23 protein-coding genes and 3 tRNA genes are annotated in these 26,233 nt (G+C 64.1%); 15 read left to right on the top strand and 11 right to left on the bottom strand.

Going from position 1 to position 26,233, the window contains the following annotated elements; genetic code table 11:
• Window positions 1-460 precede the first annotated feature (460 nt).
• Genes LH390_RS08105 through LH390_RS08095 form a run of 3 tightly spaced genes read left to right on the top strand, consistent with a single transcriptional unit; the run spans window position 461 to window position 2,840 of the window.
• Window positions 461-1,855, top strand: coding sequence for a glycine--tRNA ligase (locus tag LH390_RS08105; protein WP_227281792.1), 1,395 nt, complete (start codon window positions 461-463; stop codon window positions 1,853-1,855).
• Between the two features lie 8 nt (window positions 1,856-1,863).
• A complete protein-coding gene (locus LH390_RS08100) occupies window positions 1,864-2,400 on the top strand; it encodes a hypothetical protein (protein WP_227281793.1) in 537 nt (178 codons plus the stop codon).
• Complete coding sequence (locus LH390_RS08095; RefSeq protein WP_227281794.1) at window positions 2,397-2,840, top strand: hypothetical protein; 444 nt, start codon at window positions 2,397-2,399, stop codon at window positions 2,838-2,840. The genes LH390_RS08100 and LH390_RS08095 overlap by 4 nt, the downstream gene beginning before the upstream one ends.
• Here the strand turns inward: LH390_RS08095 and LH390_RS08090 are convergent.
• Entirely contained in the window at window positions 2,837-4,837 is a 2,001-nt protein-coding gene (locus LH390_RS08090; RefSeq protein ID WP_227281795.1) for a TPM domain-containing protein, read from the bottom strand. The genes LH390_RS08095 and LH390_RS08090 overlap by 4 nt on opposite strands.
• A 109-nt stretch (window positions 4,838-4,946) precedes the next feature.
• On the opposite strand from LH390_RS08090, the gene LH390_RS08085 reads away from it, so the two are divergent.
• Together LH390_RS08085 and LH390_RS08080 are read left to right on the top strand one after the other, a co-directional pair.
• Window positions 4,947-5,657, top strand: coding sequence for a YdcF family protein (locus LH390_RS08085; RefSeq protein WP_227281796.1), 711 nt, complete (start codon window positions 4,947-4,949; stop codon window positions 5,655-5,657).
• On the top strand, window positions 5,654-6,928 hold the full coding sequence (locus tag LH390_RS08080) for a deoxyguanosinetriphosphate triphosphohydrolase (protein WP_227281797.1): 1,275 nt from the start codon (window positions 5,654-5,656) through the stop codon (window positions 6,926-6,928). Before LH390_RS08085 ends, LH390_RS08080 begins: the two co-directional genes overlap by 4 nt.
• Window positions 6,929-7,042: 114 nt before the next feature.
• On the opposite strand, the gene LH390_RS08075 is transcribed toward LH390_RS08080, so the two are convergent.
• Together LH390_RS08075 and LH390_RS08070 are read right to left on the bottom strand one after the other, a co-directional pair.
• Window positions 7,043-7,285 (bottom strand): hypothetical protein, encoded by a 243-nt coding sequence (locus LH390_RS08075; RefSeq protein WP_227281798.1) that lies wholly within the window; start codon window positions 7,283-7,285, stop codon window positions 7,043-7,045.
• A 226-nt stretch (window positions 7,286-7,511) separates the two neighbouring features.
• On the bottom strand, window positions 7,512-8,144 hold the full coding sequence (locus tag LH390_RS08070) for a guanyl-specific ribonuclease (protein ID WP_346344320.1): 633 nt from the start codon (window positions 8,142-8,144) through the stop codon (window positions 7,512-7,514).
• 40 nt (window positions 8,145-8,184) lie between these two features.
• Between LH390_RS08070 and dnaG the strand changes: the two genes are divergently transcribed.
• Window positions 8,185-10,092, top strand: coding sequence for a DNA primase (gene dnaG / locus LH390_RS08065; protein ID WP_227281799.1), 1,908 nt, complete (start codon window positions 8,185-8,187; stop codon window positions 10,090-10,092).
• Here the strand turns inward: dnaG and LH390_RS08060 are convergent.
• Window positions 10,089-10,361: a hypothetical protein gene (locus LH390_RS08060; RefSeq protein ID WP_227281800.1), complete on the bottom strand. Its 273-nt coding sequence runs from the start codon at window positions 10,359-10,361 to the stop codon at window positions 10,089-10,091. The two genes, dnaG and LH390_RS08060, sit on opposite strands and share 4 nt — an antisense overlap.
• A gap of 191 nt (window positions 10,362-10,552) precedes the next feature.
• Window positions 10,553-10,625 (bottom strand) — tRNA-Asn (locus LH390_RS08055).
• Between the two features lie 191 nt (window positions 10,626-10,816).
• Here LH390_RS08055 and LH390_RS08050 point away from each other — a divergent pair.
• Window positions 10,817-10,890, top strand: a tRNA-Ile gene (locus LH390_RS08050).
• A gap of 198 nt (window positions 10,891-11,088) precedes the next feature.
• Here LH390_RS08050 and LH390_RS08045 read toward each other — a convergent pair.
• Entirely contained in the window at window positions 11,089-11,430 is a 342-nt protein-coding gene (locus LH390_RS08045; RefSeq protein WP_227281801.1) for a hypothetical protein, read from the bottom strand.
• A 530-nt stretch (window positions 11,431-11,960) separates the two neighbouring features.
• Here LH390_RS08045 and LH390_RS08040 point away from each other — a divergent pair.
• The 5 genes from LH390_RS08040 to LH390_RS08020 all read left to right on the top strand — a co-directional run bounded on the left by LH390_RS08040 (window position 11,961) and on the right by LH390_RS08020 (window position 16,529).
• Entirely contained in the window at window positions 11,961-12,866 is a 906-nt protein-coding gene (locus LH390_RS08040) for a GDSL-type esterase/lipase family protein (RefSeq protein ID WP_227281802.1), read from the top strand.
• Window positions 12,867-12,980: 114 nt separating this feature from the next.
• Complete coding sequence (locus LH390_RS08035) at window positions 12,981-14,183, top strand: acid phosphatase (protein ID WP_227281803.1); 1,203 nt, start codon at window positions 12,981-12,983, stop codon at window positions 14,181-14,183.
• Between the two features lie 10 nt (window positions 14,184-14,193).
• Window positions 14,194-15,063, top strand: coding sequence for a trimeric intracellular cation channel family protein (locus tag LH390_RS08030; RefSeq protein WP_227281804.1), 870 nt, complete (start codon window positions 14,194-14,196; stop codon window positions 15,061-15,063).
• Between the two features lie 11 nt (window positions 15,064-15,074).
• Entirely contained in the window at window positions 15,075-15,914 is an 840-nt protein-coding gene (locus LH390_RS08025; protein WP_227281805.1) for a serine hydrolase domain-containing protein, read from the top strand.
• 201 nt (window positions 15,915-16,115) lie between these two features.
• The gene (locus LH390_RS08020) at window positions 16,116-16,529 is read left to right on the top strand and encodes a hypothetical protein (protein ID WP_227281806.1); all 414 of its coding nucleotides are present in this window, start codon (window positions 16,116-16,118) and stop codon (window positions 16,527-16,529) included.
• A gap of 54 nt (window positions 16,530-16,583) precedes the next feature.
• On the opposite strand, the gene LH390_RS08015 is transcribed toward LH390_RS08020, so the two are convergent.
• From LH390_RS08015 to LH390_RS08000, 4 genes are all read right to left on the bottom strand, one after another.
• Window positions 16,584-18,404 (bottom strand): oleate hydratase, encoded by a 1,821-nt coding sequence (locus LH390_RS08015; protein ID WP_227281807.1) that lies wholly within the window; start codon window positions 18,402-18,404, stop codon window positions 16,584-16,586.
• 282 nt (window positions 18,405-18,686) lie between these two features.
• The gene (locus LH390_RS08010) at window positions 18,687-19,454 is read right to left on the bottom strand and encodes a siderophore-interacting protein (RefSeq protein WP_227281808.1); all 768 of its coding nucleotides are present in this window, start codon (window positions 19,452-19,454) and stop codon (window positions 18,687-18,689) included.
• A gap of 84 nt (window positions 19,455-19,538) precedes the next feature.
• A complete protein-coding gene (locus tag LH390_RS08005; protein WP_227281809.1) occupies window positions 19,539-20,348 on the bottom strand; it encodes an HAD-IIA family hydrolase in 810 nt (269 codons plus the stop codon).
• 36 nt (window positions 20,349-20,384) lie between these two features.
• A complete protein-coding gene (locus tag LH390_RS08000) occupies window positions 20,385-20,699 on the bottom strand; it encodes an acyl carrier protein (protein WP_227281810.1) in 315 nt (104 codons plus the stop codon).
• A 61-nt stretch (window positions 20,700-20,760) separates the two neighbouring features.
• On the opposite strand from LH390_RS08000, the gene LH390_RS07995 reads away from it, so the two are divergent.
• On the top strand, window positions 20,761-21,777 hold the full coding sequence (locus tag LH390_RS07995; RefSeq protein WP_227281811.1) for an alpha/beta fold hydrolase: 1,017 nt from the start codon (window positions 20,761-20,763) through the stop codon (window positions 21,775-21,777).
• A gap of 138 nt (window positions 21,778-21,915) precedes the next feature.
• Here LH390_RS07995 and aceE read toward each other — a convergent pair whose 3' ends face one another.
• A complete protein-coding gene (aceE, locus tag LH390_RS07990; protein WP_227281812.1) occupies window positions 21,916-24,654 on the bottom strand; it encodes a pyruvate dehydrogenase (acetyl-transferring), homodimeric type in 2,739 nt (912 codons plus the stop codon).
• 575 nt (window positions 24,655-25,229) lie between these two features.
• On the opposite strand from aceE, the gene LH390_RS07985 reads away from it, so the two are divergent.
• Together LH390_RS07985 and LH390_RS07980 are read left to right on the top strand one after the other, a co-directional pair.
• The gene (locus tag LH390_RS07985) at window positions 25,230-25,661 is read left to right on the top strand and encodes a DUF3052 domain-containing protein (protein WP_227281813.1); all 432 of its coding nucleotides are present in this window, start codon (window positions 25,230-25,232) and stop codon (window positions 25,659-25,661) included.
• An 88-nt stretch (window positions 25,662-25,749) separates the two neighbouring features.
• Window positions 25,750-25,825, top strand: a tRNA-Val gene (locus tag LH390_RS07980).
• Window positions 25,826-26,233: the final 408 nt, after the last annotated feature.

The raw sequence follows: 26,233 nt of genomic DNA, 5'->3' as shown, positions 1-26,233 counted from the left end.
TAGGAGGTTATTTGTGTTGGAGAACTGTCATTGATTACAGATGTTGCCAGCCTTATGATGCTGGAATCTCCAGGCGCATCTAATGCTCGAGTTGTTGACTCCATACGCCGATTGTGCCGGCGCTAGGACCAAATAAGCCGGGTTATGCAGCCACAATGGTGATGCACACTGAGGTGCGCATGGTTGCGGGGGAGCGGGTGCGTTGCCCAAGAGGGGCTGTGCTCAAGATCGCGGCGAGTGTGGATAGAATGTTGTAGAACTGTTATCCACGATGCACCTCCCAGAGGGGTAGACCACCCCATTGCGTTTGCTGTAAATGCTGGAGCGATTCGGCCGGAGCGCGCCGGGTACCCCCTTTGTGGGTTGCCAGGCGCTCAGGTGAGGGTGTTTGTGCGCGTGATGCAGTACCGTCAACACGATCCCCCGTTTTCGTCATATCTCAAGGAGAGAATCGATTCCTATGGCCCCCACGGCTCAGCAATCCGTCATCGACACAGTGGTCAACCTGTGTAAGCGGCGCGGTCTGGTCTATCCGGCCGGCGAAATCTATGGCGGCACGCGCTCTGCCTGGGACTACGGCCCCCTGGGCGTAGAGCTCAAGGAGAACATCAAGCGCCAGTGGTGGCGCCACATGGTCACGTCCCGCCCGGATGTGGTGGGCGTGGATACCTCGGTCATCCAGCCGCGCCAGGTGTGGGTGTCGTCTGGCCACGTGGAGGTCTTTACTGACCCCCTAGTCGAATCGCTGCACACCCACAAGCGCTATCGCGCCGACCACCTGCTGGAGGCCTACGAGGAAAAGCACGGCCACCCGCCGGTCAACGGGCTGGCGGATGTCAACGACCCGGAGACCGGCCAGCCGGGTAACTGGACCGAGCCGAAGGCGTTTTCTGGCCTGCTCAAGACGTTCCTGGGCCCGGTTGATGATGAAGAAGGCCTGCACTACCTGCGCCCCGAGACCGCGCAGGGGATCTTCATCAACTTCAAGAACGTGATGACCTCCGCGCGGATGAAGCCCCCGTTTGGCATCGCCAATATTGGTAAGTCCTTCCGCAATGAGATCACCCCGGGCAACTTCATCTTCCGCACCCGTGAGTTTGAGCAGATGGAGATGGAGTTCTTTGTCAAACCCGGGGAGGATGAGCAGTGGCACCAGTATTGGATCGACGATCGCTACAACTGGTACGTAGACCTGGGCATCGATCCGGAGAATCTGCGCCTTTATGAGCATCCAGCAGAAAAGCTGTCCCATTACTCCAAGCGCACCGTCGATGTGGAATATGCCTTCGGCTTCCCGGGCTCCAAGTGGGGCGAACTCGAAGGCGTTGCTAATCGCACGGACTATGACCTGCGGGTCCACTCGGAGGGCTCCGGGGAGGACTTGAGCTTCTTTGACCAGCAAACCGGCCAGCGCTGGATTCCCTATTGCATCGAGCCGGCGGCGGGCCTGGGCCGTTCCATGATGGCCTTCCTGGTGGACGCCTACACCGAGGATGAGGCGCCCAATGCCAAGGGCGGTGTGGACAAGCGCGTGGTGCTCAAGCTCGACTACCGGCTCTCTCCGGTCAAGGTCGCGGTGCTGCCCCTGTCTAAGAAGGAGCCGCTGGCCCAGAAGGCCCAGGAGGTTGCGGAGTCTCTGCGCGCCTATTGGAACATTGACTATGACACCTCCGGCGCGATTGGCCGCCGGTATCGTCGCCAGGATGAGATCGGCACCCCGTTCTGCGTGACGGTCGATTTTGACACGCTGGAAGATGGTGCCGTGACGGTGCGCGAGCGTGACACGATGGCTCAGGAGCGCGTGGCACTTGATGAGCTGCACACCTACCTTGCTCAGCGCCTGATTGGCTGTTAGGAGTCCCCATGGACGTCGTTTCTCCCCCGTTTCGCGCCGCTTATACCTCCTGGGGCAAGCGCGGCTCGACCACTGCCCTGTACGTGGAGTCCGGTCCGGAGGTGCTGGGTGAGTTTGGCGTCGAGCGGGCCACCGTGGATGACCACGTCTGGGCGCTGTCCGTGACCACGGAGGACGCGGTGATTAGCTGCGACGGCCAGCCGTTGTATGTCGCCGCGGGCAACGTCGCCCGCGATAAGCGCATCTCGGTGTCCCTGGGTGACCGCGAGGTCACGCTGCTCAATGAGCACCGCACCGACTGGGTTGTGGAGGATTCCACCGGTGCGGTAGTGGCTCAGTTTTCCGGAGGAAACAATGGGGTGCGCCGGGCGATCGTGGAGCTGACGCCCGACGGCGCGCAGCTGGGCTTGGGGCGCGCGGATGTTGCCGCCTTGAGCTGGTTTGCCCGCATCATTTTGGAGCGGCGGCTGGGGATGTCGTCGATGGTGCTGACCATCATGCTCGTCGCCGCGTCGCTGGTGGCCATCCTGGCATTTCTACTATGAGCGCGAGCACGTGGGTCTGGGAGGGCAATGAGCTTATCGACGCCCCCTCAGGGGAGGTCCTGGCAAGCGTGCGCTCGGATGTCCTCCACATTGGCGATGAGCGCATTCTCATCGAGCATTCGGCTGCCGCTCCGATGACGCGCTTTTGGGCGCGCGCCACCACCTCGAGCGGCCAGGTGCTCACCATCGCGCAGGATGGCCTGACGGTGGCGCAGCTGCGGGCGCGGTGCGCCGATAGGGACTACACCCTGGTGCGCACGAGCTTGTGGCGCACGCAACGAGTGGTGCGTGACGGGCAGGGCCGGGAGGTCGCCCACGTGCGCCCGCTGATTAGTGGGCGCGTCGAGTTCATCGCGGAGCACCCCCGTTTGCTCGACGCCGCCTTTTTGTCCTGGGGCTGCGTGCTGGTGGATGCGCCGGTGCGCCGCCCCAGGATTTAGAAGCTGCCGCCGCTAAAGCCGCCGCCCCCGCCTCCGCCGCCGAAGCTGCCGCCGCTGAAACCGCCGCCGCCTCCGCCGAAGCCGCCTCCGAATCCTCCTCCGCCGCCGAAGCCGCCGCCGGAGCTGAGGATGGAGCCCAGCATCATCCCGGTGAGCAGCCCACTGCCGCCGCCGCTGTTGTTGCGCATGGTGCGCCTGCGGTATTCGTCGATGTCGCGCTGTGCCTGCTTGGCGGCCAGCTGCGCGCGCTGGGCGGACTGGTGGGCGGCGTCGATAGCCTGGCGCAGGTCGGAGTCATGGAGCTGATGGGCGCGGTTGGCCAGCTCTTTGGCCTCGGACAGGTAGGTGCGGGCCCGGGCGCCGATGATCTGGCCGCGCGAGGCAATGAGGTCTTCGGCTGCCTGGATGTTGTTGCGGGCGGCGGAGAACTGCTTGTCATACATCGCCAGCAGGCGGTCCTGTTGGGCGGTGGTATCGCGCACGGTGTCGAGCTGGGCGTCGAGTTGCGCGTCCACGTCGGTGAGCTGGGTAAACGCTCCCAGGGGGTCGGTGGTGTGGGTCGCCCGGGCGGACTCTAAGGCAGCGCGCGCGGTTTCCACTACCGCAGTCAGTTCTTGCCAGTTTGCGGGCGCGCCGGCTGCGGTGCCGTGGCTGCGCAGGTCCTCGGCCTCGGAGATTTCCTGGTCGATTTCCGCCATGAGGGCGTCGATCTGTTCGCGGGCGGCGGCGATGTTGTCATCGGCGTGCTCGACTGCGGACAGGGCGCTGTCTGCCACCTCCACCGCGCGTTCGGCCTGACGGATTTCTTCGACCAGGCCGCCTTGTTGCCCCGCGGGGCGCTGCTTGAGCTCGAGGGCGGCGGACAGGTGGGTCTCGGCCTCATCAAGGCTGGCGGTGGCCAGCTCGGGGTTATCGGCGATGCTGGCCACCACGGAGGCGTCATAACGCTGCTTGAGCGCCTCTAGAGTCTGCGTGGCCTGGGGCAGCCGGGCGCGCAGATCAACAGTGCGGCGAGTCACGGCGTCAATGCTGGAGTCCGCGTTGATTAGCAGGTCGCGCATGGAGGTAAAGGACTCAGACTGCTCATTGAGCACCTGCTGGGCGCGCCCACAGGAGGTAATGATCTCCAGGAACATGGAGCGCTTCTCCGGCTCCGTTTCCGGGATGGCGTCATAGAGCCGGTCCTGGAGGACGTAGGCCTTGCGCATGGTGTCTTGGGCGGAGGAGAGGGCCTTGGTAAACGGCCGGGTGCGCTCGGTGCCAAACTCGCTGGTGGCCAGGTCCAGTTCCTCGGAGCCGCGCCGGATGGACTCGTCGGTGGCCACGATGGCGTCGCGGGCAAGCTCCTCGAGCGCGGAGGTGGGAAGCTGAGCCAGGGACTGCTCATCGGTGGGGTCGATGCGCCGGGCGTCATCGAGGAGGTTGGCCTCATCCTTGCGGCGCTTGTGGCGCGCCCACCCCCACAGTCCGCCGCCGGCGGCCACCACGGCCACGGCGCCGCCGCCGAGCCAGGCGACGGACTCGCCGGAGATCTCATCGGTGGACTCTGCTTCAGACAAAAACGCGTCAGCAGCCCCGGCAAAGTCCAGCTTGTTCAGCGGGCCCGCAGCGGCCTTGTGCAGGGATTGCTCCGCCCCAGACCACTGGTCGCCGGTGCGCACACCCATCTGGCGGTCCTTGACCGCCACGGCGAGCACCGCGAGGTTATTGCCACCGTTGCGGGTCATAAACGCGCTGGTCCACGCCGCGGCGGACTTGCCGTCGAAGCTGCGCACAAAGATGATCTTCATGGAGCGGTGCTGGCTTTGTTCAATATCGGCGATGCGCTGCTGAAACTGCGTAACCTGAGCGTCGGTGAGCACCCCGGCGGTATCGATGACGCTTTGCGGGGTTTGCTCAGGCGGCTCGGCGATAACCTGCACACTCGGGGCGGCGGTAGACAGCGGCGCAGAAAGAAGCACCGCGGCACCAGCGCCGAGGCTGGCGAGGACCCTCATACCAATAGGACTGTGGCTGTGCCTGCGCGAAGAAGACCAAGACTGCTTCATGGCTTCCTACGATAACCGAGCCCCCAGTACTGCGCCGCCCCTGGCAAACTAGACGGCCATGAGACCCATACCGGCACTGCTTGCCGCAGTCGCCTTCAGCGCCGCCGCCAGCTACCCCCTGCGGGTGCTTGCCGCCGCCACCATCCCCGCGCCCGCCCGCCGCCGCAACACGGAGCCGACCATTGCCGTGCTAGGAACCGCCCAGTACAACGGCCGGGCATCCCGGCAGTTCGCCGCGCGGCTGCGCTGGGCGGCCCACCTGCATCAGCGCAGCGGCGCCGCCGTGGTGACCTTGGGCTCGCGGCTGCCGGGCGACCAGTGGACGGAGGCCGCGGTGGGGCAGCGCTGGTTGGCGCGACGGGGCGTCGATAAGCGGGCAATTACCGCCCTGCCGGAGGGCAATGACACGCGCGGATCGCTCGAGGCGCTCGCGCAGGCTATCGACGGCCCCGTCGCCATCGTCACAGACCCCAACCACTGCGCGCGGACCGCCGCCCTGTGCACCCAGCTGGGCCTGGCCGCGGCGCTGTATCCCACCCCCTGGTGCCCCAGCACCTTCCCCCGCAAGGCGTGGTGGCTGACGCTGCTGCACGAATGCGGCGGCCTGCTGGTAGTAGACGTGGCGCGGGCGGTCGGCTGGCCGGCGGCCACTAGGCTGGAAGCGGTGCTCAGACAAGTCGCAGCCACCGTGCGCCCATCCCGACGCGCCCGCATCGACTACCTGCGCCGCCAAGACGACCAGACCCCACCACAGGACCAACCCCAGTGACCTACCCGTACACCGCCGCCGACACCCAACGCCTGGTCAACGAACCCCCCAAACAGGCGGCGCTTTCTGACCCCCGCACCGACCACCGCAGCGCCTTCTCCCGTGACCGCGCCCGCGTGCTGCACTCGGCGGCACTGCGCCGGCTAGCCGATAAAACCCAGGTGGTGGGCCCGCGCGACGGCGACACGCCCCGCACGCGGCTGACCCACTCGCTGGAAGTCGCCCAAATTGCGCGCGGCATCGGCAGCGGACTGGGGCTCGACCCGGACCTGACCGAACTTGCCGGGCTGACCCATGACATCGGGCACCCGCCCTACGGCCACAACGGGGAAGTAGCGCTCAACGAGGCCGCGGCAGACTGCGGCGGCTTTGAAGGCAACGCCCAAACCCTGCGCATCCTCACCCGCCTGGAGCCCAAGGTCCTGGACGCCGACGGGCAGTCAGTAGGCCTCAACCTCACCCGCGCCGCCCTCGACGCGGCCTGCAAATACCCCCGCACCCGCACCAACCCAGACGGCACCCACAACCGCAAATACGGGTGCTATGACGAAGACGCCGCGCTGCTGGAGTGGATTCGCCGCGGGCATGAGGATGCCCGCCCCAGCATGGAAGCCCAGGCCATGGACTGGGCCGATGACATCGCCTACTGCGTCCACGACGTGGAAGATGCCATCCTTTCCCGACGCGTCAACCTCACCGTCCTGTGGGACCTTGTTGAGCTTGCCCACCTGGCACAAAAGGGAGCGCAGGCCTTCGGCGGAGACCCCGATGAGCTTATCGACGCCGCCGGCCGACTGCGGCAGCTCGACGTCGTCGCCCACGCCTGCGACTTCTCCGGCTCCCTGCGCGACCTGGTCGCGCTCAAGCGGCTGACCTCCGAGCTCGTCGGACGCTACGTGGGTGCCACCGTGGAGGCCACCGAACACGCGGCACACGGCGCCACCGTGGGGCGCACCCACGGTGACCTTGCCGTGCCGGACGGCATCCGCGCGGAGGTCACCCTGCTGAAAACCATCGCCGTGCTCTACGTCATGGATGAGGCCACCCACCTGGCCCGCCAGGACTGGCAGCGCGACCGCATCCTGCGTGTCTTTGACTACCTCTCCGCCGGAGCCCCCGGGGCCCTCGACCCGCTGTTTGCCCAATGGTGGCTGGCTGCGCCCACGGATGTGGAGCGCCAGCGCGTCATCATCGACCAGATAGCGTCGATGACGGAGTCGCGCCTAGAGCGCATCGCCCGCAGCTGCGTGGACATTATTGACCGCTACTAGTTACCAGCCACGCCAGCGGGTCGTGCGACAGTGGCGTGGCTCACGGCGGCGGTGTTTCGGCGGGCGGATGTGGTGGGGTGGGAGTGGGCTGGGGGCGGTGGCGGCGCTGGGGGTTTAGCGCTTGAGGGCGACGGAAAGGTCGGAGAGGACCCTGCGGATGGCGGCGGCGTCGGCAGCCGGAAGTGACCAGTTCGCACAAATGATGGTGCGCACCTGAAACTCCTTAAGCAGGTCCGCCATCCCGTCGAGGGTGCGCGGCGCTTGCCGACCCGGCTCATAGGTTGCGTGGGCAAGTTCAGAAAAGAACTCAGCCCGGGTGGTTACGGGTGCAGTAATAAGGATTCGGTTGTGTTTCATGGCCAAACGTCAAGGTGCGAGCAAAGCGCACTAATCAGGCACGCCGGGAGCAGACTCATGAACGCATTCAGCGGAATCAGGCGTGGCAAATGGTTAATGAATCCCACCTTACTCTGTCGCTGTAAGCAGACAGTGGCGGGGGCTAGTCAGCGGGAAGAAAGTGGCAGGTCAGGGGGATAAACGGTGGATGTTCGTCGGGGCGGGCGACGGGGCGCGGGTGGCGGGGTTAGGGGGCGTCGGGAATTTCGCAAAAAGACTCGTAGTGGTCCGCGGTGTAATACCACACTTCCGGCTGCGTGGGGTTGGACCCGCCGGTGACAATGCGCCGCGCACCGCGGTGCCCAGCACCCGGGGTATCCACCGTGTATTCACGATAGTAGTCACGGCCCTGGCGTGGCAGCGCGGACTCATAATTGCCAAACCGAGTCCCATCATTGTTGGGGTGCGCAAACGGGCCGCCGTTGACGATGGCCTTGGCAACCTGCGCGGCCTGCGGCGGGAGTTGCGCCAGCGGGCAGGTGCCCTGAGCATGCTCGCCGCCGGGTGTGGCGCCGAGGGAGGCATCAGCGCGCGGTGAGTCACCCCGGGACTTCGAGGAAGTGGACTGCGAAGACGCGGTGTCGTTGCTGTGCGCGCTACTGGGCGCGGCGCTGGTGGCAGTCGTGTCGCCGCTTCCGCCGGTGAGGTCCCAGCCGAACCAGGCGGCCACCGCCACCGCCACCACGCCAAGGAGAGCCGACCACACCGAACGCGATGACCGCCCGCGGCCACCGCCGCTGGTGTTGCCGCTGGTATTGGTGCCGGTAGTGCTACCAGTATTGGTGCCGTCGCCCCCGCCGGAGTGCTGCTGTGAACCCATGGGGACCATCATGGCACGGCCCGTGGGTATCTTGATAGACATGGCAAAGGGAAGGATTCCGGACAGTGACGTCCAAGCGATCCGCGAACGTACTCCCATCGAGGAGATCGTGGGGGACTACGTGGCGCTCAAACCGGGCGGATCAGACTCGCTTAAGGGCCTGAGTCCCTTTAAGGACGAAAAGACGCCGTCCTTCCACGTGCGCCCCAACAGGGGCTACTACCACTGCTTTTCCACCGGCAAAGGCGGGGACGTCTACAGCTTCCTCATGGAGATGGAGCACATCACCTTCCCGGAGGCCGTGGAATACTGCGCCGCCAAAATTGGCTACCACATCAACTACCAAGGCGGCGGGCCCGGCCGGCGCGAGGAACCCGGCACCCGTCAGCGGCTCATCGCGGCAAATAAAGCAGCCCACGCCTTCTACCGTGCCCAGTTAGAAACACCCGAGGCGGAAACCGCCCGTGAGTTTCTGCTTAACCGCGGATTCTCTCAGGGGCAAATCTACGAATTTGAATGCGGATATGCCCCCGCCGGCTGGGACACCATGACCAAGAAGCTGCTCTCCGCAGGCTTCGACTTCGCCGAGCTAGAGGCCGCAGGCTTATCGACGATGGGCCGGCGCGGGCCCATCGACCGCTTCCACCGCCGCCTCCTGTGGCCGATTAAAAACATGTCCGGAGACGTCATCGGATTCGGTGCCCGCAAACTCTTCGACGATGACAAACTGGGCAAATACATGAACACCCCGGACACGCTGCTGTACCACAAGTCCAAGGTGCTCTTCGGGCTGGACCAGGCCAAGAAGGACATCGCCGCGGGCCACCAAGCGGTGATTGTCGAAGGCTACACAGACGTCATGGCCATGCACGCCGCCGGCGTGCCCACCGCCGTGGCCGCCTGTGGCACGGCTTTCGGCGAAGAACACCTGCAAATCCTGCGCCGCCTCATGCTCGATGACAGCTTCTTCCGCGGTGAGATCATCTACACCTTCGACGGAGACGACGCCGGGCAGAAGGCCGCCATGCGCGCCTTTGACGGCAACCAGAAATTCACCGGGCAGTCCTTCGTCGCCGTCGCCCCCGACGGCATGGACCCCTGCGACCTGCGTCTTGCCCGCGGGGATGTCGCCGTGCGGGATCTGGTTGCCTCGCGCATCCCGATCGTCGAGTTCGTTCTCCAATCCGTGCTGCGCGAATTCAGCATCGATACCGTCGAAGGCCGCCTCCAGGCGCTGCGGCGCGGCGTGCCCATTGTTGCCAGCATCAAAGACGAGACGCTGCGCAACCAATACGCCCGCCTGCTATCCGGATGGATCGGCTGGTCAGACCCCGACGAAGTGGTCCGCGCCGTGGCTAAGGAAGTCCGCTCACCCCGAACCCCAGCAAGCCCCAAGCGAGCGCGCCGCTTCGCATCCGGCTCCTCTGCACCGGCTGCCAGCACGCCGGCGCTCAGCCTTCCCGATCCCCGCAGCCCCGAACTCTGGCCCCAGCGCGAGGCGCTTAAGCTCGCGCTCCAGTACCCGCAACTAGCCGGCTCCTACTTCGACGGTCTGGGCGTTGACGTATACACCCACCCCGCCTACCGGGCCGTACGCGCCGCCATGACAGCAGCCGGAGGATGCCAGCAGGCCAGCGACGGAGTGGAGTGGATCGCGCGCATTGGCGACCAGATGCACGACCTCACCGGCAAATCTGTGGTCTCTGAGCTCGCCGTGGAAGACATCCACGTTGCCCAGGAAGAACTGCCCGGTTACGTCGATTCCGTGCTCTCCCGGCTCCAAGAAGCCCGCGTGGGAAACCAGATTGCCCAACTCAAAGGACGCCTGGAGCGGATGCGCCCCTCCGATGATGAAATGGCCTACAACGCCCTGTTCTCCGACCTCGTGGCCCTCGAACAGGAACGCCGTCAGCTCAACGCCCGGGCGTTTGGCAACCAGGCACGCTAGTCCTCATCGGGCTCAAAAATCTGTGGGGCGGGCGCCTGATTCTCGCCCGCTTTGCCGCCGCGCTTGCCCCGCAGGTTTTTCACCTCGCGCATCCGAGGCTGCGGGTCAAGCCTGTCCGCCAACGCCTTGCGCCCGGCACGGACCGCGTTCTTGGCCACCGGCGAATTCACCGCCGCTGTATAGCCGCGCTTGATCTGATCAAAACGCTTCCGCCCGGCCTTGGTGCCAAAGACGTAGCCTGCCGCGGCGCCAACAACGAACTGGATCATAGAGGCAATTCCTTTGCACATGGGTGGGGCGTGAGGAGAGTCGCAGATAGTCTAGCCGGGCAGAAAGTGGAGCATCAACGTCCGGCAGGCCGAGCGCCGCCCTGCGGCGGCCGAGCAGGTCCTTTCAGTGCGGGGCCGCACAAACAAAAAGCCCGCCGCGGCGCATCCAGGATGCGTAGCGGCGGGGAAAGCTCCTCCAACTGGGCTCGAACCAGTGACCCTTCGATTAACAGTCGAATGCTCTGCCAACTGAGCTATGGAGGATCATGTTGCGGGCAACGCCGTGATCATCCGGCGTGCTGTGCAACGGTGTCCAACTATAGCCAGCAGCTCCGGAAGTGAGCAAATCCCCAGCACAATGCGCCCGTAGGGGTGGCCCGTAGGTGGCATGTTTGGCGGCGTGGTAGATCGGATATACTCATGGACGGCCCGCGGTCGAACCGCCGGGTACACACGGGGCTATAGCTCAGTCGGTTAGAGCTACGGACTCATAATCCGTTGGTCGTGGGTTCGAGCCCCACTGGCCCCACAAGGACGCTCGCCGTGGAAGGTATGGGCGAGTGCAAGGTAGGAAGATCGGGCAGAGCCTCCCGTGGGGCCCTGTGGAAAACATGATGGAGCGTGCCGTGTCAGCGGGCACCTGGCAGTCCCTTGTTGCTCGCCCTGCTGTGAGGGTGCGCACGTGCCCCTCGGAGGGGCCACGGCGTGGGGAAATCACGGTTGAGCTTTAAGTCTGTGGAGGGGTGTAGTACGTGCCTTTCGGCGCAAAACAGCCGTCATACACAATCGTTACGTTACGCATATTTTGATTGAGCGCAGACGCAATCGCTTCCTCCAGATGTATCTTCATCATGGAGAAGGGATACTTGTCTATCTTGGACACACGCCTGTAATAGATGTCCCATTCTTCTTGGGATAACTCAACCGGAAACTCTGGTGCGTTTTGATACGACGAGTTGTCGGTGACCGTGACGATTACCGTTTCCCCTTTACTCGTGGCGGATAGCCAAAACGAGCGCTCTGAAACGTAGTGGGAAAATTCTTGTTGGATGAGGGGTGCGCTGTCCATGTTGGCTTTCGGTAAGTGGAGACTTAGGCTTGTGCTTAGTGTCACTGTGTGAGTGTGTGTTAGGGCGATACGATTGTGTCATATCCGTCCGGTGATGGGGATCTTTTTGGGCCATATGCCAAGTCGGATCTAGTCCGTCCGGCCCACCTTCTTGGTGGGGATCATTCCTCTTCTCCAGGTAAGAAAGGGGGCGAGAACGGTACAGTCTGTGCGAAGACTGTGCCCGCGCACCTGGCCTGAATTGCTGAAGGGGGCGTGATTTGCCTGGTGGCATTCCCAGTCGGGCAACCCGGAAGTGTGGACGGCGCACAGTGCTGTTCTCGGAGGCAAAGACCATGCCCTCTTTAAGGTGGTAGGTACTGGCATTGGTGAGGGGCCGGGCATGCGTCGTTGGGCGCCTCGCTGTGCGGTGAGGGCAGTGGTGTGTGGGAGGGCGGGGGCGTCGATAAGCACTATGCACACTTATAGGGAAGGGGTAGCGTTTCCACCCCCGGTCGCATGAATGCTGCGGTGAGCGTAAAATGCACCGAATGAGTAAAAAACCATTTATGCAACGAGCCCTGGCCGTCGCCGCCAGCGCCATGGTGGCATGCGGGGCCCTGGCCGCCCCGGCGATCGCACAGCCCACCTTTTCCCTGGGCTCGGTCCTGCCCGGTGTGTGGGGGACCCCGCCGGCGGGGGCTCAGCAGATGGTGACGTTTGGGGATTCCTTCAGCGCCATCGGGCCCATGGTCCCGGGCAATGGTGCGCACACGGAGAAGGGCTACCAGATCAAGCCCACCTGCAAGAAGGACACCCGTAACTGGCCGCACTCTGCGGCGCAGACCGCGGGCAAGACCCTTGCGGATTGGTCCTGCAATGGAACCGGCGGGATGGTGCCGCTCGGTGAGCTGCCGGCCGTCGTCGCGGAGTCGATCCTGGCAGGAAACATTGGGCCCGGCACCGAGAAGGTAGTCATCATGTATGGCGGCCTCGATGCCTTCAACTGGCTTGATGTGGCCAGCTCCATGGCGAACGCGCAGGCTATTGCTCCGAGCATGATGCAAGGGGTGTACGCCAACATCAAGATGCAGGTGGCGCAGGCGGCTCCGGGGGCTGAAGTGGTCATCGCCGGGTACCCGGAGATCGCCGACAATGACCGCATCTGCATGGTCGCCATGATCCCCGATCAGCCCACCCCGACGGTGGTCCCGGGCGCCGAAGCGGTCCAACAGCACCTGCGCAACGCAGGCCGGCACGCAGCCGAAGCCAACGGGCTGCGCTTTATTGACACCCTGGAGCTCACTCGCGGGCATGGCACCTGCGCCAAGCAGCCGCAGGATCGGTGGGTGGTTGGCTCGCAGGATCCTGCGGTGCCGACGAACCTTGGCAACCACCCCTCCATCAATGGCAGCATTGAGATCGGCAAGATCATCGGCACCGAGCTGTACCGCTAATTGTTGCCGCGCAGCGGGTCCTCCCCGCCGCGCCGGAGGCAGCGCCGCTAATGTTCACCGGGCGGTAGCGCGGAGTTGGCCGCGCAGACACCTGCGTTTTTCATACTCGAGGGCGTGACTATTTCTCGAATCATCAGTGTTGTCTGCGCCGTGAGCATCGCGGTGGGCGGTGCGGCCACCACCCCTGCGGCCGCAATGGTGCCGGACTCCGGTTCCCCGCTGCCGCCCGCCGCCACAACACCACACCGCCACGCGCCCAACCCGCAGCCTTTTGCCCCTGACCAGATCGCGCGCTGGTATCTGTCAGACCTGCCCGCGCGGGGGCCCTTCTATTACCCCATAGTCTCCGGCTTTGAGCGGCTGCGCCAGGATCATCCGGAGGTGCTGGCGGATAATCTAGAGCAGGCGGTCACCCTTAATAACTCGGCCGTGAAAGACCCTATTCGGGTTCAGCGAGCGTTGGCCGATGACCATGATGACTTGCTTGTCACAATGTCCGATGCCTGGGGAACTGAGCTTTCCGGGCACTTTCGCCAGGCTTTGGCGCAACACCGCCTGCCACAGGTAGAACAGCTTTTATCCGGGGTGGTGGCGCGCGGCGGTGGTATTGCCTCTTCTACTGGGGCAGAAAAATACTGGTTTAATTACCCGCGTCTCTTTGTCGTCGCACCCGATCGCATTGTTCGCGTGCATCGTGAGGGTGCAGATGATGAGTATTCCACCACGCCGTCTTTCCCCTCCGGACATACGGCGCAGGCGGCCTGGAAAGGCGCGGTGCTGGCCTATATGATTCCGGAATTTGGGGCACAAATGCTCGCTCGTGCAGCCGAGGTAGGCGACAATCGAATTGCCCTGGGCGTGCATTATCCACTGGACGTTATTGGCGGGCGCATGGTCGGCCTGGCGGCGGCCGCCGATCGCCTGAATGATCCGGAGTTTCGTGCGCTTATCGACGCCGCCGCCACCCAGCTGCGCACAGAACTGGAATGGCGGTGCTCAGCATCCCTGGTCGAGTGCGCGCGCCGCGGCGAGGCCTACGCCGATGATGCGACGGCGGTTGCCCGCTATACCCACGCCCTCACTTACGGCTTTTGGGCCATAGGGGCGCGCGATGAAGCTCCTGACGTGCCGGTTGGTGCTGAGGTGTTGCTGTCTTCCCGCTTCCCGGACAGTGCCGGTTATACGGTGGGATCCCGGGTGGCCCTGCTCGCAGCGACGAGTGGGGCATCGGGATACCCCCTGGATGAGACCGGCCGCGGCGGGTCGTGGCAACGGTTGAATCTGGCAGCTGCGTGGGCAAGCCCGGGCGTTAGCTAAACTGGCGGGCATGTTCGGCGTTGACCCATCCATCGAGCAGCTCTATCGGGTGTTTGACCTCACGGGGGTGATGCTCAATGGCATCATCGGCGGCACGATTGCCCGACAACGCCACTTTGACATCATCGGCTTTTTATTCTTGGCACTGTTTTCCGCGCTCGGCGGAGGTATGGTGCGCGACGTGCTCATGCAAAAGGGCACGGCGGCGGCAATCGCCGACCCCACCTACCTAGGCCTGGCATTCGTGGGGGCCATCGCGGCGGTGGTGATTAATTTCCGGGGCAAGGCGTGGGAGATTTTCAAAACAAACGCAGACTCGGTGGTGCTCGGCGTGTGGGCGGTCACCGGCGCGGTCAAGGCATTGACGTATGACATGCCGCTGCTTTCCGCGGTGTTTATGGGGGTAATTACCGCGGTCGGTGGGGGAATGATCCGGGATGTGGTGGCCGGGCAGGTGCCGGGCATTTTTGGCGGCGGCCCGCTGTATGCGGTTCCGGCGTTGATCAGCGCTACGTGCATGGTGGGCTTCCACCAGGCTGACATGATTGAGCTGGGCATGATCGTCTCCCCGATCCCCGGCATTGTTCTGGCGCTCGTGTCCTATTGGCGGGGGTGGGTCTGGCCGGTGAATTCGGAATGGGCGCCGGTGAATATGACGGCGGCGCAGGCCCGAGAGTTGGCCCGCCGTGCGGAGGCGAAGGGGCGCAGGCTGGGGGCGCGGGCGGGACAGACCGTCAAACAGGGTGGCCGGAGGGTCGCTCGCCGGGTGGTGCCGCCGCCCACGCGCGCGGCGGTGGTGGTAAACAAGCTGGGCAAAAGTGTTGATGAGATCGCAGAAGACACCAAGCGGTTCCTGCTGCGGCTGATGGGCAGGCGCTAGGATCGGTGGGCATGAGCGTGCTTGATCCCTTAGCTGATTGGCCGGTAGACCACTTCGGTGCGGTGGTGATGGCACCTGGTGGTACCTGGCAGGCGGGGGAGACGGACCGGGTTTTTGAGTTGGCGTCGGTGACCAAGCTGCTGGCGGCGTACGCGGTGCTCATCGCGGTGGAAGAGGGCGCTATTGAGCTTGATCAGCCTGCTGGCCCGCAGGGGTCAACGGTGCGCCATTTGCTGGCTCACGCGTCAGGGTTGGGCTTTGCCCACGGCGACCCGGTGCGTCCGGTGGGGCAGCGGCGCGTGTATTCCTCGGCCGGTTTTGAGGCCCTGGCCACCCAAGTGGAACAGGCTACGGGGATGGGGTTCGCGCAGTACCTCCACGAGGCGGTGACTGAGCCACTGGGGATGGGGAATACACAGCTTTATGGTTCGGCGGGGCATGGGGCGCGCTCGACTGGCGCAGACATGGCCGCGTTTGTGGGGGAACTACGGGAGCCGCGGCTGCTGGATTCCTCGACGCTGGCTGAGGCGTGGAGTGTGCAGTGGCCGCAGCTACGGGGAGTGGTCCCCGGCTACGGCATGCACAAGCCCTGCCCGTGGGGGCTGGGGTTTGAAATCCGGGGGAACAAGGATCCGCATTGGACGGGGCCTGCTATGCCCGCGGAGACGGTTGGCCATTTTGGTATGAGCGGGACGTACCTGTGGCTGGATCCGGGGTCCGGGGCTGCGATGGTGGCGCTGACGGATCGGGAGTTTGGGCCCTGGGCGCGCGAGGCGTGGGCACCGCTAAACCAGCAGGTCTGGGAGGCGGTGAGCGGGGGTGGGGCGTCGACAAGCGAAGCTAACCCTTAAGTTGAACTTTATTAAACGGGGGTGTCAAGTGGTGGTTGAAGGTTAGCGGGCTGCGGGCGCGACGGGCACAATCGCGGGTGTCGCCGACGCCCACCGATGGCGTCGAAGCAATGAAGTCAGCTGCGTTTGTAGGGGAAGACAAACGCCGCGAGTGTTCGCCGAGCCTGGCGACCGCGCCCTGACCAAGGAGCCTGATTACCCATGTCTTCCCCCATCACCGCCACCCACCCCCGCCCGGACACCACGGACCTGCCCACCGGCCCCTGGGCCCCACCCGGGGCCCGCATGGCTGTGCTGTGTATCAGCGGCCTGCCGAACGGCGCGCGCCGCGACGTCGAAAGCCTCATGCTTGATTACCTAGACGAGCAGTGCCAATGGGTACTACCCGGGGCCGACCCCCTAGAAGCGTCCTGGTGCACCCGCTGGAGGCGCGAGGGGCGTGAAACAGTGGGGTGCCGGCAGATCATTTGCGCACCGAGCGAGCAGCTGGCCCGATTTGCCCAGGCACTCAGGGAGGGGCCCGGCGCCCGGGCGCAAACAGCCAGCCTTAACGCGCCCACCCCGCCCGATGACCGGCACTGGTGGCCGGATCCGCAGGCGGGGTGGGCGGGCTAGTAGCCCCCGGGCTCGCGAAGACCCCGGGGTGCGGGCGGTTACCCGACGGGAACCCTACTGGGGAAGCAAATTCTCGTAGTAGGTGTTGCGCAGCAGACGCCGCAGCAGCTTCTCGCCCGGCAGGTGGCCGTCACCCAGTGCCTTGGCGGAGTGCAGCAGGGCCCGGATGTCATATTGGACGGGGTAGATCGGCGGGATGTCACGGTCCAGCTTGAGCAGGCCGTAGACGGCCATCTGGCCGGTGCGTGCGGACCCTTCCGTGGTGAACACGCAGTCGTCGGGGGTCTCCACGAACTGGCCGGTAAACCCGAGGTTCAGGGAGCCATCCGGCACAGGCCAGGGGCGATCGCCAGCGGTGCGGGGCTGGAACTGGGAGGTGATGTACGGCATGGTTGCCAGGCGCACCTTGGACTTGGCAATGACGGTGGCAACGTCAGAATCCGCGATGCCAAAGTGGTAGCAGAACTCGCGGAGAATCTCCTCGCCGGTGCACTCCAGCATCGGCTTGCCCGTCACCGTTCCCTTCTCCCAGGGGTGCAGGCCATAAGCCCAGGCGACACACAGGCCGTCTTCCTGCCCCGGGAACTGCGGCTGCCTGTTGACCGTGATGCTGGCCAACCAGGGTGAATCCTGGGCGGTGATCACGCCGCCGGTAACAGTCTTACCGGAGAAGACATCGTTGGTAGACAGCTCCCGCAGCTTGGCGTTGAAGGGGTTGTCATAGCCGCCGAAGAAGTTGAAGCTGATGGACTCCCAGACGGTCTTGTCCGGGTCGCTGCAAAAGACCTCGGGGCGTCCCGCGCCGGGGATCTTCGCGGCGATGTTCTTCCACAGCGCGAAGCTATCGCCCAGCTTGTCCTTGTGGAAGGGGGGCACGGTGTTCATGTCGCCGTAGCCGGAGCAGTCCGTGAGCGAGCCGTTGGTGACAATGACCAGGTCGCGGTCATCGACGTTGATGATCTCTTCCTTACCATCGACGGTCGCCTTGATCGCGGTGACAGCGAAGGTCGCGCCGGGGGTGTTCTTGGCGCCGGAGCGGTACTCCACGTCGAGGTCTGTCACCAGCACGCCGCCGCGGAAGTTCACGCCCTGATCGCGCAGCTTCTTCTCCAGCGGCTCGATGAAGGAGGTGTACTGGTTGTACTTGGAAAAGCGCAGGCAGGACATGTCCGGGAAGCCGGGTAGGTACTGCACGAAGCGGTGCATGTAGCGCTTCATCTCAGTGAGCGACTGGTAGTCCTGGAAGGCGAACATGGAGGCCCAGAGGGTGTAGAAATTGGACTTCATGAAGTCCTCGCCGAACCAGTCTTCAATGGTCTTGCCGTAGGTGTCTTCCTCGCGGGCGAGGAACAGCTTGACCACTTCGAGCTGGCTGCGCTTGGACAGCCCCATCTCCGGGTTCTTCAGGCGCACCTGGGCGCGATCGCGGATGATGCGGCAGTTGGACAGGTTGGGGTCAGATTCGTTGGTCAGTCGGAACTCGTCGAGCACCGTGTGTGGGGCGTCCATTTCGATCGCCGGGACGTCCTTCATGATGTCCCAGAAGCACTCGAAGTGTTGGCCCATTTCGCGTCCGCCGCGGGTGATAAAGCCGTCCTCGTTGTTGCCGGCGCCGTCGAAGCTACCGCCGTTGGCGCGCCCCGCCTCCAGGAAGGTGATGTTCTCCGGGGGGAGCTGGCCGTCGCGGATGAGGAATCCGGCGGCGATGAGGTTGCCAATGCCCGCACCGACAAAGTAGGCCTTGCGTTGTGCAATATCTTCGGGGGCGACGGGAATGTTCTCGATGTACTTGCCCATGTCATTGAGCACGTAGCGGTTCCCGCGAGCGTCGGTGGGGAAGGTCTTTTGGTAGACATCCTGGCGACGGGTTGCCATATTGTGTCCTCTCTGTACAAATACCTAACGGTGATCGACTGTCGGTCCACAATGGATCCACAATGGACACACAATGGATCCACGATTGATCAACAACTGATTTACAGCCTGTCACCACGAGGCTAGCGGCCTTAGTGCATTCGTGCCGTCGCATATGCTTTTTCCACGGTGCGTGATGGGCCTGCTTTTACCCCTCGACCAGCGCAAAAAGGCAGCCGCGGCGGGCCAAAAAACTTTGGTTAACCGGTGCCGCAGCCGCCAGTGGGTGGGCGGAGGGGAGTGTTAATTCTCGCGGGAGGTGCCCATCTGTTTACCGGGAGACCAGTACGCATGGGCGTGGAGATGCTCCTTGTCGGCCTGGAGTTCGCGCTTGGCGGCTGACCGGCATTTCAGCGTTGAGCGGGTATCGGCGCTGATCCACACATACCAGCCCCGGTACCGGGTGTCTTGTGCCGCGGCGAGGGCGGCGGTGCCGTCGCTGACGTAGTCGTGCCAGGTGACGGTGAGGTGGGGGGCGTCGGGAAGCGGCATGTCCTCGTCGGTGGCGTGGTGGCGGATCATGTGGATCTCCACCGGCAGATCCGCGGTTTCGGGGGTAGACACCAGGTGGTCGGCGATGTCATAGACCGCCGGATAGCCGGCGAGATCGGCGAAAAGGACTACTCCCTTGGGCAGCGGATCCGGCAAGACGAAGGGGTTGGTGTTGTAGTAGGTGGCTTCCAGCTCATCGCCCGGGGCGCAGTTTTTGGCCCAGGTGGATGCGGGGCCGGCCGGTTCGTGGAGCACAAAGTCGAGGTCAAAGGTGCCCTGGTTAAGGTCCACGTTGCGGATGGTGTACCCGCGCTGGTACTGCTTGTTCGGATTGTTCGGATCCGGGAACCATCCGCGCAGGTAGTCGGCGGGGTGGGTGTGTTCCGCGGAGACCAAATCCGGGCCGACGCAGTGAATGCGCAGGTAGCGGTCGGTGATCTGCTCAGTTCCGGTGACGCGCAATGTGGTGGGTTTGGCGCCCAGCAGGGACATGATGGCGCCGCTAACTCCCTTACCCATGATCAAGGTCCTTCCTGTTGATACCAACCAGAGTTTACACAGGAAAGGCGTACCTCGCTCAATTACTTAACGACGTTCGCCGGTCTACTCTTCCTCAGCAAAGGAACCGTCCCCAAAGGGGTCGTCCCAGGAATCAATAAGGTCCGCCACAGAGTCGATGATGCGCGTGGGGCGGAAGGGGTAGCGGCCCACGGAGGCGTCGTCCGAGATTCCCGAACGCACCAAAATGGTCCGCATGCCGGCCTCCAGGCCAGACTTGACGTCAGTGTCCATCCGGTCGCCGATCATCACCGTGGACTCGGAGTGCGCCCCAATGGTGTTGAGGGCAGAGCGCATCATCACCGGATTCGGCTTGCCCACGTAGTAGGGCTCTTGACCGGTGGCGGCAGTGATCAACGCGGCCACCGAGCCGGTCGCCGGCAGCACCCCAAGCGGGGCCGGCCCGGTGACATCCGGGTTGGTGCAAATAAACCGGGCACCGTCGCGGATGAGGTTGATGGCCTTGGTGATTGCCTCGAAGGAATAGGTCCGGGTCTCGCCCAAGACCACAAACTCCGGGTCCGTGTCAGTGAGGATCCAGCCGGCCTCGTGCAGCCCGGTGGTCAGGCCGGACTCGCCCAACACATAGGCACGCCCATCCGGCTCCTGAGACTGAAGGAAGTGGGCGGTCGCCGTGGCAGAGGTCCAAATGCGCTCCGGGGGAACGTGCAGGCCCGTGGCGCGCAGCCGTGCGGACAAGTCCCGAGGAGTATGGATGGAATTGTTGGTCAGGACCATGAAATTGACATCGTGATCAGCCAGGGCCTGCAAGAACGCATCAGCACCGGGGATCATGTCACCTTCCTTGATCAGGACGCCATCCATGTCAGAAAGGTAGGAAATGTTCGCACACATGCCACCATTGTGCCTTGTTCGCCCCGGCAGGGACAGTCAGTCCTGGTGCTGCTCAATAAACCGCACAAAATCCCCCGCGTAGCGCAGCTGTTGGGCCGCTGAGCCCTCAATGCGCACCCCAAAATGCTCCTCCGCCTTGACCACCAGTTCTACTAGTGCAAGCGAATTGACCCGATGCACGTCCCGCAGATCAGTCTCTGCGGTGACGGTCTTGGCCTCAATGCCGGTGGTCTGTTCTATCAGCGCCGCCAGCTGCGCCAGGGTAGAACCACCCGCCGCAACGGTGTTCTGCTCCTCCTGAGGCGTTGGAGTATTGAACTTAGCGGCAAGCTGCGCGGCAAGATTTCCCATGGGCGCGGCACTCCCTTTCAAATGAGCTGGCGTTGTGCAGGGCGTATGTAAGATTGTAGCGATGAGCGACCTTGTCTCTTCCGCCACCGCGCTGGTACGCAGCTGGATTCGCCGCCTGACCCCCGGCGGGAGGCGCCGAATTGCCCTCGAACGCGGGGCTTTGCATTCGCATAACCGCAAGCCCGGCCTTACCGATGTGGTGCGCACCGGCAAGGTGAATTCGGACGGCGTGGACGTCCACTACTACGTCACCGGGTGCGATACCAACCCCACCGCGACCGTGGTTTTCATTCACGGTTTCACCCTCGCAGCGGAGGCCTATTTCCTCCAGGCGGACTACCTCAAGGAGCATCAGCCCACCGTGCGGGGCCTGCTTGTAGACCTGCGTGGTCACGGGCAGACCGGGAAAGTGTCCCCGGACAAGTGCACCGTCGATGGGGAAGCCGATGACGTCATGGAGGTCATCCACGCGGCGGCTCCCTCCGGCCCGCTCATCCTGGTGGGCCACTCTCTTGGCGGATTGGCGGCTTTCAACGTCATTCGCCGCGCGCCGAGCGACATCAGGTCGCGCATCGCCGGGCTCATTGTCATCTCCACGTCCATCGAGGAGCTGTCGGCCCAGGGAGTGCCGCAGATTCTGGCTTCCCCGGTTGCAGAGAAGGTCTATGAGGCCGCAGAGATTGCCCCCGAGGAGGCAGACAAGTTCCGCGATGCGGTCACCTCCGTGATTGCCCCGGGGCTGGCCGTCGCCGTCTTCCGGCGCCCCACCAACTACAAGCTCATTGAGTTCCACGCGGCCATGATCCATGAGACGCCGCTAGAGACCTATGTGGGATTCTTTGATGACCTGCAAAAGCACAATGAACTGGAAGTGGGCCCCTACCTGGCAGACATCCCCGGCTACATCATCGTCGGGGATAAAGATGACGTCACTCCGATGTCTCAAGCCACCCGGATCCATGAGGTCTGGCCGCGGGCCTGGCAGATGACCGCCCACGGGGCCGGGCACATGGTGATTCTGGAGTCGCCGGGGATTGTCAATAAGGCGATTGACGGGCTGCTTGCCGCCATCGCCTAGAACGCACGCTGCCACCCCCAAGCCCCAGGGCGCATAGCCCGGGGTGGGGGTGGCAGGAACTACCGCTGGTACCGCTATCGGCAGCGGAGCGGGTGGGGTGGGGCGGGGGACGCCGCAGGGTGCTAGCGTCCCGTCCTCCTAGACGGCGGTGGGGTCATCCAGCTTGAAGTCCTTCGCGGCACGCTGGGCAACCTCGATGTCGATCTTGCCGTCGCGGGCCAGGCCCGTGAGCACGGCAACCACCACGGATTCGGCGTCGATGTTGAAGTACCGGCGTGCGGCCGGGCGCGTATCGGAGAAGCCGAAGCCATCTGCACCCAGGACGGTGTAGCGCCCCGGCACGTACTGGCGGATCTGCTCTTGCAGGTCCGTAGCAAAGTCAGAGACCGCCACGTAGGGCCCGGAGGCCTTCTTCAGCTGCGTGGTGGCAAACGCTTCCTGCGGCGAATCGCTGGGGTTGCGCAGCTCCTGCTTGGCCAGCGCCGCGCCTTCGCGCGCCAGTTCCACCCAGGAGGTGACGGAGAAGATGGCGGCCCGCACGTCGAATTGCTCGGCCAGGATCTCTTGGGCCTTCAGCGCAGCCTGCATGCCGATTCCGGAGGCCAGGATGGACGCCTCGTGGGTGCCCTCGCTGCCCTCGTCGTAGAGGTAGATGCCCTTGTGCAGGCCCTCGACGTCCAGGTTTTCTGGCTCGGCGGGCTGGTGGACGGGCTCGTTGTAGATCGTCAGGTAGTACATGACGTTCTCGCCGCGCTCGGGCCCGTACATGCGGTCGATGCCCTCGCGAATGATGTGGGCCAGTTCGAAGGCAAACGCCGGGTCGTAGGAGACCACCGCGGGGTTGGTGGATGCCAGCACCTGGGAGTGGCCATCCATGTGCTGGAGACCTTCGCCGGTCAGCGTGGTGCGCCCGGCGGTGGCGCCGAGCAGGAAGCCGCGGGCCATCTGGTCGCCGGCGGCCCAGATGGAGTCGCCGGTGCGCTGGAAGCCGAACATCGAGTAGAAGATGTACAGCGGGATCATGGCCACGCCCTGGGTGGCATAGGAGGTTCCGGCGGCGATGAAGGAGGCGACGGAGCCGGCCTCATTGATGCCCTCGTGGAGGATCTGGCCGTCGGTGGCCTCGCGGTAGGACAGCATGAGGTCATGGTCCACCGGCACGTAGTTTTGGCCGTGCGAGTTGTAGATCTTCAGGGTGGGGAACCAGGAGTCCATGCCAAAGGTGCGGGCCTCATCGGGGATGATGGGCACCAGGCGGTCCTTAATATCGGCGTCGCGCATGAGCTCTTTAAAGGTGCGCACCACGGCCATGGTGGTGGCTACCTGCTGCTTGCCGGAGCCCTTTCGGATGGAGCGCAGCTTGTCCAGATCCGGCACGTGGATCGGGTCGTAGGTGGTGCGGCGTTCGGGCAGGAATCCGCCGAGCTCGCGGCGGCGCTCGAGCATGTAGGCGATCTCGGGGGAGTCTTCGCCGGGGTGGAAGTAGGGCGGCAGGTAGGGGTCCTTTTCTAAGGCCTCGTCGCTGATGGGAATGCCCTGCTTGTCGCGGAAGAGCTTGAGGTCTTCCAGCGTGAGCTTCTTCATCTGGTGGGTGGCGTTACGGCCCTCAAAGTTGTGGCCCAGCCCGTAGCCCTTGATGGTGTGGGCGAGGATGACGGTGGGGCGGTCCTTGGTGGCCAGCGCGCGCTGGTAGGCGGCGTAGATCTTGCGGTAGTCGTGGCCACCTCGGCGCAGGGCCCAGATTTCCTCATCGGTCATGTCTTCAACGAGCTTGAGGGTGCGCGGGTCGCGGCCGAAGAAGTGCTCGCGCACGTAGGCGCCGTCGTTAGCCTTGAAAGTCTGATAATCCCCGTCTGGGGTGGAGTTCATCAGCTCGACCAGCGCGCCGTCTTTGTCCTTTTCCAGCAGGTCGTCCCATTCGCGGCCCCAGACGACCTTGATCACGGACCAACCGGCGCCGCGGAAGAAGGACTCCAGTTCCTGGATGATCTGGGTGTTGCCGCGCACCGGCCCGTCCAGGCGTTGCAGGTTGCAGTTGACCACAAAGGTCAAGTTGTCCAGGTTGTTCAGGGCCGCCAGTTGCAGCAGGCCGCGGGACTCCGGCTCGTCCATTTCGCCGTCGCCAAGGAACGCCCACACGTGCTGCTGGGAGGTGTCCTTGATGCCGCGATTATGCAGGTAGCGGTTGAAACGAGCCTGGTAGATGGCATCCATGGGGCCCAAGCCCATGGAGACAGTGGGAAACTCCCAGAACTCGGGCATGCCGTGCGGGTGCGGGTAGGACGGCAGCCCGCCTTGGGGGCGGGAGACTTCTTGGCGGAACCCGTCGAGGTCGTCCTCGGTGAGGCGGCCTTCGAGGAAGGCGCGGGCATACATGCCGGGGGAGGCGTGGCCCTGGAAGAAGATCTGGTCGCCCCCACCGGGGTGATCCTTGCCCTTGAAGAAGTGGTTGAAGCCGACTTCATAGAGCGGGGCTGCGCCGGCGTAGGTAGAAATGTGCCCGCCGACTCCAATTCCGGGGCGTTGGGCGCGGTGGACCATGATGGCCGCGTTCCACCGGATCCAGCGGCGGTAGCGCTTTTCCACTTCTTCGTCGCCGGGGAACTCGGGTTCCGCGGAGGTGGGGATGGTGTTGACAAAGTCGGTGGACAGCATCGGCGGCAGGGGGACCCGCTTGGCCGAGGCGCGTTCGAGGAGGCGCAGCATAAGGTACCGGGCGCGCTCTGGGCTGGAATCGGCGAGGAGCCCGTCGAGGGAGTCCATCCACTCGCGGGTCTCCTCGGGGTCCGCATCATTGAGGTAGGAGGCGACGCCGTCGCGGATGATGGCGAAGTTGGTGTCGTCGGACGGGCTTCCGCCGAGTTTGCCTTGGGCCATAGTCAGATTGTCTCCTCTTGGTGTTGGTGTCCTGGTGGACGGGCAGGGCCGCGTGCTCCCCGCGGTGATTCGAAGGTGCTGCGACGCAGCACGCTTCCTTGCAGGTGCGGTTGGCCCCGGGGTTCGTTGGGTCCCGCCCGTGGCGATGCCCGCCAGGGGTCGGGCCTCGTGGCCGTGGCTTCGAGCATAGTTGTCGGCGGCGATTTGAGTCGGCGTCGCACCGCGGATCGCGCAAACGGCTGCGCTGGTGCGCGTGGCGGGCGAACAGCGCGATGAGCCCACTGTATTGTCGCGCGGCTGCGTTGTTGTCCGCTCCCCGCCACGGTGGTGCCAGCGTTGTCTCAGGTTGGGTGTGAGAGGTTGTGCAGGGGGCTTTTCGGTGTGTGACCTACCGCCTGTGCGTCGGGGGCTGTATTCTGCTAAAAAACGGTCACTCAGCGTAACTAAGCCGCAAAGTTGTCGAGGGTTCTGTAAGCTTCAGGCAATCTTACGGATCGGGCATAGGTCTGAAACGTGGGGTTAGTAGAAGCAACGCTGGGACAACCTAGTGACATGAGACTTGGAGGAACATCACAGTGGTCGAAGCTCCGGGTGCCAAAGACGGCAGCGCCCAGGATTTTGTTCAGCGACTGTGCATCAAGCACGACGACATTGTGCAGGAATTAGGCTGGGACGACGACTGCGACTCGGCAATATCCGAAGCAATCGAGGACTTCCTGGGGGAGGAGCTGCTCGATGAGGACACCGATGAGGTCTGCGACGTTGTCCTGCTGTGGTGGCGCGACGAGGACGGGGACCTCGTCGATGGGCTTGTCGACGCCGTCCGTCCCCTCTCCGACGACGGCAGCATCTGGTTGCTCACTCCCGGCACCGGGCAGGTAGGCACCGTCGAGCCCGGAATCATCGCTGAGTCCGCGCAACTGGCCGGCCTGGTGCAAACCAAGGCAGAACGCTTGGGCAATTGGCAGGGCTCCTGCCTCGTGCAGCGCGGTCATACCCGCAAGTAGGCCTCCGACTAGGTAGGCTTCCGCGTTCGTGATACCATGACCCGGCTAGCTCGGGTGCCCCGCATGACCGGGGAGTCTAGTTTGCTATGCGCCTTTAGCTCAGCTGGAAGAGCAGCTGGTTTACACCCAGCAGGTCGGCGGTTCGAGCCCGTCAGGGCGCACCATCTGTAGCGCGAGAACAAGGGCGGTTTTCCTATTGGGAAGCCGCCCTTTCGTTATGCCTTGATGGTGTTCTGGGCCCCCTTGGTGCTTCGGTCTTCCCGCCCCTTTTGCCCCGGACCCCTTTTGTCCCGGATCCCTTTTGCGCCGGACCTCTTTTGCACTGTGTGACTGGTGTGGTTTACACGGTGCGTTTTTGGGGGTAAAAAACCGCTGTTTCGGGGGTGATTTGTGCACTCTGTTAATCCCACCAGTCACACGTTGCAAGTGGGTGCGCGGGGCAGGGCTGCAAGTGGGGGCGCGAGGCAGGGCTGCAAGTAGGGCCGTGGCGGGGCACGGCACAAGGAGGAGGGCGCGGCGCAGAGCTACAAGAGGAGGGCGCGGCGGCGCCCTGCGAAAGGCGGAGCGCTCAG

Source organism: Corynebacterium uberis (assembly GCF_020616335.1).
GTDB lineage: Bacteria > Actinomycetota > Actinomycetes > Mycobacteriales > Mycobacteriaceae > Corynebacterium > Corynebacterium uberis.
This window is presented reverse-complemented; position numbering and strand designations above follow the sequence as displayed.

Excerpts from the sequence above, each read along its gene's own strand:
- LH390_RS08040 (WP_227281802.1), top strand. The coding sequence starts at position 11,961 with ATGAGTAAAAAACCATTTATGCAACGAGCCCTGGCCGTCGCCGCCAGC.
- aceE (WP_227281812.1), bottom strand. The coding sequence starts at position 24,654 with ATGGCCCAAGGCAAACTCGGCGGAAGCCCGTCCGACGACACCAACTTC.
- LH390_RS08090 (WP_227281795.1), bottom strand. The coding sequence starts at position 4,837 with ATGAGGGTCCTCGCCAGCCTCGGCGCTGGTGCCGCGGTGCTTCTTTCT.
- LH390_RS08085 (WP_227281796.1), top strand. The coding sequence starts at position 4,947 with ATGAGACCCATACCGGCACTGCTTGCCGCAGTCGCCTTCAGCGCCGCC.
- LH390_RS08105 (WP_227281792.1), top strand. The coding sequence starts at position 461 with ATGGCCCCCACGGCTCAGCAATCCGTCATCGACACAGTGGTCAACCTG.
- LH390_RS08070 (WP_346344320.1), bottom strand. The coding sequence starts at position 8,144 with ATGGGTTCACAGCAGCACTCCGGCGGGGGCGACGGCACCAATACTGGT.
- LH390_RS07995 (WP_227281811.1), top strand. The coding sequence starts at position 20,761 with ATGAGCGACCTTGTCTCTTCCGCCACCGCGCTGGTACGCAGCTGGATT.
- dnaG (WP_227281799.1), top strand. The coding sequence starts at position 8,185 with ATGGCAAAGGGAAGGATTCCGGACAGTGACGTCCAAGCGATCCGCGAA.
- LH390_RS08060 (WP_227281800.1), bottom strand. The coding sequence starts at position 10,361 with ATGATCCAGTTCGTTGTTGGCGCCGCGGCAGGCTACGTCTTTGGCACC.
- LH390_RS08010 (WP_227281808.1), bottom strand. The coding sequence starts at position 19,454 with ATGGGTAAGGGAGTTAGCGGCGCCATCATGTCCCTGCTGGGCGCCAAA.
- LH390_RS08095 (WP_227281794.1), top strand. The coding sequence starts at position 2,397 with ATGAGCGCGAGCACGTGGGTCTGGGAGGGCAATGAGCTTATCGACGCC.
- LH390_RS08005 (WP_227281809.1), bottom strand. The coding sequence starts at position 20,348 with ATGTGTGCGAACATTTCCTACCTTTCTGACATGGATGGCGTCCTGATC.
- LH390_RS08000 (WP_227281810.1), bottom strand. The coding sequence starts at position 20,699 with ATGGGAAATCTTGCCGCGCAGCTTGCCGCTAAGTTCAATACTCCAACG.
- LH390_RS08100 (WP_227281793.1), top strand. The coding sequence starts at position 1,864 with ATGGACGTCGTTTCTCCCCCGTTTCGCGCCGCTTATACCTCCTGGGGC.
- LH390_RS08075 (WP_227281798.1), bottom strand. The coding sequence starts at position 7,285 with ATGAAACACAACCGAATCCTTATTACTGCACCCGTAACCACCCGGGCT.
- LH390_RS08020 (WP_227281806.1), top strand. The coding sequence starts at position 16,116 with ATGTCTTCCCCCATCACCGCCACCCACCCCCGCCCGGACACCACGGAC.
- LH390_RS08025 (WP_227281805.1), top strand. The coding sequence starts at position 15,075 with ATGAGCGTGCTTGATCCCTTAGCTGATTGGCCGGTAGACCACTTCGGT.
- LH390_RS08045 (WP_227281801.1), bottom strand. The coding sequence starts at position 11,430 with ATGGACAGCGCACCCCTCATCCAACAAGAATTTTCCCACTACGTTTCA.
- LH390_RS08015 (WP_227281807.1), bottom strand. The coding sequence starts at position 18,404 with ATGGCAACCCGTCGCCAGGATGTCTACCAAAAGACCTTCCCCACCGAC.
- LH390_RS08030 (WP_227281804.1), top strand. The coding sequence starts at position 14,194 with ATGTTCGGCGTTGACCCATCCATCGAGCAGCTCTATCGGGTGTTTGAC.